The 6,000-nt window shown below is 40.2% G+C and carries 8 protein-coding genes and 1 riboswitch; of the genes, 2 read left to right on the forward strand and 6 right to left on the reverse strand.

The window, feature by feature from the left end:
* Positions 1–262: 262 nt before the first annotated feature.
* The 6 genes from D5F11_RS17220 to D5F11_RS27845 all read right to left on the reverse strand — a co-directional run bounded on the left by D5F11_RS17220 (position 263) and on the right by D5F11_RS27845 (position 4,278).
* Positions 263–1,645: an amino acid permease gene (locus tag D5F11_RS17220; RefSeq protein WP_185830764.1), complete on the reverse strand. Its 1,383-nt coding sequence runs from the start codon at positions 1,643–1,645 to the stop codon at positions 263–265.
* A 175-nt stretch (positions 1,646–1,820) separates the two neighbouring features.
* Complete coding sequence (locus D5F11_RS17225; RefSeq protein ID WP_120116028.1) at positions 1,821–2,054, reverse strand: hypothetical protein; 234 nt, start codon at positions 2,052–2,054, stop codon at positions 1,821–1,823.
* A gap of 20 nt (positions 2,055–2,074) precedes the next feature.
* The gene (gene queE, locus D5F11_RS17230; RefSeq protein ID WP_120116029.1) at positions 2,075–2,803 is read right to left on the reverse strand and encodes a 7-carboxy-7-deazaguanine synthase QueE; all 729 of its coding nucleotides are present in this window, start codon (positions 2,801–2,803) and stop codon (positions 2,075–2,077) included.
* Positions 2,800–3,282: a 6-carboxytetrahydropterin synthase QueD gene (gene queD / locus D5F11_RS17235; RefSeq protein WP_120116030.1), complete on the reverse strand. Its 483-nt coding sequence runs from the start codon at positions 3,280–3,282 to the stop codon at positions 2,800–2,802. The genes queE and queD overlap by 4 nt, the downstream gene beginning before the upstream one ends.
* Complete coding sequence (queC, locus tag D5F11_RS17240) at positions 3,282–3,950, reverse strand: 7-cyano-7-deazaguanine synthase QueC (protein WP_120116031.1); 669 nt, start codon at positions 3,948–3,950, stop codon at positions 3,282–3,284. Before queC ends, queD begins: the two co-directional genes overlap by 1 nt.
* 55 nt (positions 3,951–4,005) lie before the next feature.
* Positions 4,006–4,049, reverse strand: a riboswitch (PreQ1 riboswitch).
* Positions 4,050–4,143: 94 nt separating this feature from the next.
* A complete protein-coding gene (locus D5F11_RS27845) occupies positions 4,144–4,278 on the reverse strand; it encodes a hypothetical protein (RefSeq protein ID WP_281277098.1) in 135 nt (44 codons plus the stop codon).
* 131 nt (positions 4,279–4,409) lie between these two features.
* Between D5F11_RS27845 and D5F11_RS17245 the strand changes: the two genes are divergently transcribed.
* Together D5F11_RS17245 and D5F11_RS17250 are read left to right on the forward strand one after the other, a co-directional pair.
* Positions 4,410–5,150, forward strand: coding sequence for an ABC transporter ATP-binding protein (locus D5F11_RS17245; RefSeq protein ID WP_245998245.1), 741 nt, complete (start codon positions 4,410–4,412; stop codon positions 5,148–5,150).
* Positions 5,147–5,890, forward strand: a complete 744-nt coding sequence (locus tag D5F11_RS17250) for an ABC transporter permease (protein WP_120116032.1) — start codon at positions 5,147–5,149, stop codon at positions 5,888–5,890. Before D5F11_RS17245 ends, D5F11_RS17250 begins: the two co-directional genes overlap by 4 nt.
* Positions 5,891–6,000: the final 110 nt, after the last annotated feature.

Consider the following 6,000-nt stretch of genomic DNA (forward strand, 5'->3'; position numbering starts at 1 on the left):
TCGTCAATTTGATTTAAGTCGTCTACGAGTCAATTAGACACACGAAAAGTAGTCCACTTTTGACTTATAGAGTCAGATGTTACTTGCCTGCGTATATCTTCGAATTTTACTATATCAATTTGAGAATTTTGTATTTTACGTCCGGCCGGCGATTTTTCCTTACCTTGTGATACCAAAAAACTTTGCTGAAAAGGAGAGCTGGCGCTCAATAATGGTAATCAAAAACCTCCCGGAAAAATGGGAGGTCTAGAGACTTCAATTTTTATAAGTGCTTACTACGGAATTGACCGACTCTTAGCCTGTCTTTACTAATATGGCGCTGCTTTCTATAGAATATAAAATATATAGATACAACACCAATCGCAATCAAGCTGGTCAATATTACCTGTATTCTCATTGACGGAATGAAGAACATGGCGATGTAAATTCCCGAAATAACGATAATCGTTGCATACGTCAAATAGGGGAAGAGCCACATTTTAACAGGAATCTCTCCATGCTCTTTTTCAATTTTCCTACGCAAGTTCAATTGCGCGAAACAGATAATTAGGTAGACAAGCAAAGCTACCGTCCCTGATGAGTTAATTAAAAAAAGAAACACTTTGTCAGGTGAGACGAAATTCATTATTACTGCAACATATGAAAATACGGTGCTGAGCAGAATTGCCCAAACGGGTACTCCTTTTTTACTCAATTTTAAAAGTATTTTCGGTGCATCGCCCTGCTTTGCCATCCCATATAATGTTCTTGAGTTAGCATATAATGCTGAATTAAGGCAGGACAACACTGCTGTTAGTACCACAAAATTCATAATCTGAGCGGCGGCAGGTATTCCAATATAATCCAAAACAGCAACGAACGGACTAACAAGAATATTAGCCGAGTCCCATGGCAAGAGTGTAACGACGATGGCTATAGATCCGATGTAAAAAACAAGAATTCGCCAAATAACACTATTTGTTGCAATCCTGACTGACTTCACAGGATTTTGGGACTCCCCTGCAGCAATGGCAACAATTTCTGTTCCCATAAAAGAAAAAATCACGACTGTGATACCAAGGAGAACAGCACCAAATCCTTCGGGCATAAATCCGCCATTGCCAATTAAATTTGCTGTACCAGGGGTCTCAACATTTGGATACCATCCGATAATGACAGAAAGTCCAAGAACAAGAAATAAAGTGATAGCAACAACTTTAATGAGGGAAAACCAGTATTCAAATTCACCAAAAGACTTAACCGAAAATAAATTCGTCATAGTCAAAAGAACAGTTAAAATTAAACTCATTAGCCAAATGGGAAAGCCTGGAACCCAATATTGAATGATTGCTGCCCCGGCCAAGGCCTCAATTGCAATCACAACAGTCCAGAAGAACCAATACAACCAGCCGATCGAAAAACCGGCCCATGGCCCAATGGCCACATTTGCGTAAGTGGCAAAGGATCCACTCGTTGGGTAAACAGAAGCCATTTCACCAAGCATCCGCATAACCAGTACCACAATGAGCCCTGCGAATGCATAGGACAGGATTGCCCCCGGTCCAGTCGAGTTGATCACAGCTCCACTTCCTATAAAAAGCCCAGCCCCTATGACACCCGCTATTGAGATCATACTGATGTGGCGTGTTTTTAGATCTGCTTTCATCTCTGGCTGCCTGTCTTCTCCACTTTTTTCTCTTTCTTTGGCCATGAAATCTATTTCTCCTCCCTTTGAATGTAAGCGCTTTACAAAACACTTTATCATAAATAGACATCTTCTTCTTTACACATTCTGTAAATAAATGAGGAGTAATATTTGACACTTAGTTAAAGCGCTTTGGCTAAACCTTAATCAAATACGCTAAGGCGTATTTGATTAAGGTTTTATCGAGCTCCGCTCGATCAATTTCCTCTGAAAACCTGAGGCATCCGCCGGAGGCTTTAACTTTATTCAGCCGGGGTTTGAACCCCCACCGAATGGAATACCAATATGCATTCATCTCACCACTTACTGAAGTGGGAGATTTCTGCTGAATGAAGTTAAACAGGAATGTCTGATATGTACAATTCCTCAAAAGTCAATCCTTCTATATCCTTAAACGCCACGCCTGTTTCCCCAAATCAACGTATGAAGCTGGGGAAGGACTTTCACGTTTCTCAATTCGTTATCTGCTACTACTTTATTTACCAGCCACTCATATTTCTGTAATAACTGATCAATTAGTCGCTCATTGTCAGATGTTCTATGATCAGTGTTTCCTACCTGCAGATAAAACGGAATTTCAGGATATCTAAAATGCAGTTTTTTTGCATACACGAAATCCTGATCATCAAAAATGACCACTTTTACACTACATCTATGCGTTGAGTTTGTGCCCTTTAGTTTTTCAAAAATCATGTCAAGAGTATCAAAGTCAGTTACCATACCAGAACTTGGCGGCTTTGGAGAAATCGTTAATTCATCAATGTCCAAAAACCAATCCTGCCACTTGCTTCCTTGTGTTTCTAAGCCAACTTGTATCTTGTTCTTTTTTAATAGATTGATTAAATAGCTGAGGTTTTTTAATAATGCAGGATTCCCACCGGATATGGTTACAAAAGAAAAACCATCTCCGCCAAGTAGCTTAAGTTCATGCCAAATCTCTTCCGCGTCCATTTGCTTGATTGAATCTTTTCCTGAACCGTCCCACGTAAAAGCAGAATCACACCATGTACAGGAGTAGTCGCAGCCAGCTGTTCGGACAAACATCGTTTTTTGGCCGATAACCATCCCTTCCCCTTGAATGGTTGGACCAAATATTTCAATTACAGGTACTCTACTCAATTCATCCACTCCCGCCTTGCCTCTGAGTAACTAGTAGGGGTTTCATACAAACGGACAAATTCAACTCTCATATCATTATATTTCTCCGACCTGTTATTCAAAGACTCCCTCATTTTTTCATAAATCCAAACAACCATGTTTTCAGCGGTTGTATTCATCTTTGGCAAGGTTTCATTTAAATATCGGTGATCAAGGTGAACTTCAATTTCCTGTTTCCAGATCTCCTTGATATCCCCAAAATCGATTACAAGCCCTATTTCATCTACAAACCCACTTATACCAAATATGACTTTATACGTGTGCCCATGCAGATTCTTACATTTCCCTTCATAACAGTGAAGATGATGGGCCGCATCGAACGTAAACTCCTTACTAACAAGTACGCGTTTATTATGGTATTTCAGTTCGTTTTTTTGAATATCCCGGTCCATCATTTGTAGCTCTTCTACAATTCGAAAACCAAAAAAGTCCTTCCCCATTATACATCCCCTCCTTTTCGTGACGTGAGATATTTTTCTAATCCATTCTTTCTCAACTTACATGCTGGGCACACTCCACAGCCATCACCTATTACTCCTTCATAACATGTCAATGTTTTAGTACGGATATACTCTAATACATTTAATTCATCGGCTAGTTTCCAAGTTTCTTCTTTGTCCAACCACATGAGCGGAGTATGAATAACAAACTGTTTGTCCATCGATAAATTAATAGACACATTCAGAGATTTGATAAAAGCATCTCTGCAATCGGGATATCCGCTAAAGTCTGTTTCACTCACACCTGTGATTATATGCTTTGCATTCACTTGGCTTGCCAAAACAGCCGCAAATGACAGGAAGATCAAGTTACGTCCCGGAACGAAAGTTGATGGCAGTTCTCCCTCTCCTCCGTCTTTTATTTCAATATCATTTCTTGTTAATGCATTCGGGGCTAATTGATTTAACAGCTGCATATCCAACAAGTGATGCCTAACATTTAACTCTTCTGCTATCGTTTTTGCACACTCAATTTCATTTTTATGCCTTTGGTTATAATTAAAAGTGACAACTTCTACTTCCTTAAATGTTTTTAACGCCCAAAATAAGCACGTCGTACTATCTTGTCCACCACTAAAAACTACAATAGCTTTTTCATCCTTTAGCATGAAGAAAACTCCTTTACAAAAAGAAAAAGCAATACCCCAAAGATAGAAGTATTGCTTCTGCTTAGTTTTTTTTAAGAGGGGGGCTAGAACCTCTACCGCATATTATAGATTTACCAATTAAGTATAGCATAATTTTATTTCGTTTTTATCCCCTTTTCCATGTACAGTGACTGACTTCGCCCGAAAAACAAATTCATCGCGTTTTAATTTTACAATTTCCCTTGAAATAGTCCAAACCAAATGAGGCCTTGGTGTATTTGCTCCCAGATTTTAACTTATTCAGCCGGGGTTTGAACCCCCACTGAATGGAATACCAATAGGCATTCATCTCGCCACTTACAGAAGTGGAAAACTTCTGCTGAATGAAGTTAAACGACATTGTATTTTCAAACCATGTTTCCACTTTTGTACTATAATATTCATTGAACTAAGTATATCTTTCACAAAGGAAGTGTATCAGTGATTACAACTGATTTACATTATAAACCCGCCATCCATTTCAATGATGTTGATTACTCAATCGATGAAACCCCCATCTTAAAAGGTGTGACCGGCTCTTTTCCTGATGGAAAAATCACAACATTAGCCGGCCCCTCCGGTGCGGGTAAGTCAACCCTTCTCAAGCTATGCAACGGGCTGATTTCACCCACTGCTGGCAATATTTATATTCACAGCAAACATATCAGCGAATATGAACCAGTGGAATTACGCCGCACGGTTGGCATTGCCCTTCAAAACGCCCCGATGGTAAAAGGCAGTGTTTACCGCAATTTGGCTCTCCCATTAGAGCTTGCTGGAAAAAAGCTCGCTAAGGAAGAAGCTGCTTCAATTTTGAAAGATGTGGGCTTAGAAGATTCACTTTTAGATAGAGACAGCAAAGATCTATCAGGTGGTCAGAAACAGAAAGTCTCCATCGCAAGGACGCTTTTGAACCGCCCGCGCATTTTATTGCTTGATGAAATTACCGCTTCTTTGGACCAAACTTCCTCCAGAGAAATCGAACAACTCATTGTAAAAATCAACCAGCGCTACAATGTGACGATGGTATGGATTACACACAATCTAGAACAAGCTCGAACAATCGGACATTACACATGGGTTATGATCGCTGGAAAAGTAGCGGAAACAGGAGAAAGCAAGCTGCTTGAATCTCCAAAGACTGATGAAGTACGGCACTTCGTTGAGGGGGGATTTGCATGAGTTTTACAGCATTAGCATTGACGCTTATCTTCGTTCTTCTTCCACTTCTTTTAACGAAAACACTCAAGCTTGGACTTGAGAAAGACACCATTATCGCTACTGTCAGGTCGATTATCCAATTGCTGATTGTCGGGTATATATTAAAATTCGTCTTCGACGCAGAACATCCCGTCTATATTTTGTTGATGATCCTACTCATGATTGGAGCAGCCGTCGAAAACGTTCGAAAAAAAGGATTGTTCATCAAAGGGATTACTTGGAAAGTGGGAGCTACTATCATTTTCATTGAGGTTCTTACACAGGGAATTTTAATCGGGCTGAACATCACACCTGCAACAGCACAATATATCATCCCCATCAGCGGGATGGTCATCGGAAACGCAATGGTATTGTCCATCTTATTTTTAAACCGCTTCACTGCGGAAATAGAAGCTCATGAAGACCAAGCAGAATTGATTCTGTCGCTTGGAGGAACACCGAAGCAGGCTATTCACACACAGCTAATTTCTTCCATCAAAGCAAGCATGATCCCAACAATTGAAAGCCAAAAAACAATGGGGCTTGTCCAATTACCGGGAATGATGAGCGGCCAAATCATTGCGGGTGCCGATCCAATCCAAGCCGTCATGTTCCAGATTCTCATCGTTTTCCTATTGCTGACAACGGCTGCTGTATCAAGCGTCATGCTTGGGTACTTGTCTTATCCATCCCTGTTCAATGAACGGATGCAGCTTAAATGAAACATTTTGGAAGATCGGACGTCCGATATCGCACGATTATATTGAGTTTCGCACAATAAAATCAGTTTTCGCACGATTATTTGGAATTTCGCACGATAAAATCGGTTTTC

It is taken from the genome of Siminovitchia terrae, assembly GCF_003605405.2.
Taxonomy (GTDB): Bacteria; Bacillota; Bacilli; order Bacillales; family Bacillaceae_C; genus Siminovitchia; species Siminovitchia terrae.

What these genes read in the sequence shown, in the direction of transcription:
- D5F11_RS17220 (WP_185830764.1), bottom strand. Translation starts at nt 1,645, where the DNA reads ATGAAAGCAGATCTAAAAACACGCCACATCAGTATGATCTCAATAGCG.
- D5F11_RS17250 (WP_120116032.1), top strand. Translation starts at nt 5,147, where the DNA reads ATGAGTTTTACAGCATTAGCATTGACGCTTATCTTCGTTCTTCTTCCA.
- queD (WP_120116030.1), bottom strand. Translation starts at nt 3,282, where the DNA reads ATGGGGAAGGACTTTTTTGGTTTTCGAATTGTAGAAGAGCTACAAATG.
- queC (WP_120116031.1), bottom strand. Translation starts at nt 3,950, where the DNA reads ATGCTAAAGGATGAAAAAGCTATTGTAGTTTTTAGTGGTGGACAAGAT.
- D5F11_RS27845 (WP_281277098.1), bottom strand. Translation starts at nt 4,278, where the DNA reads ATGAATGCCTATTGGTATTCCATTCAGTGGGGGTTCAAACCCCGGCTG.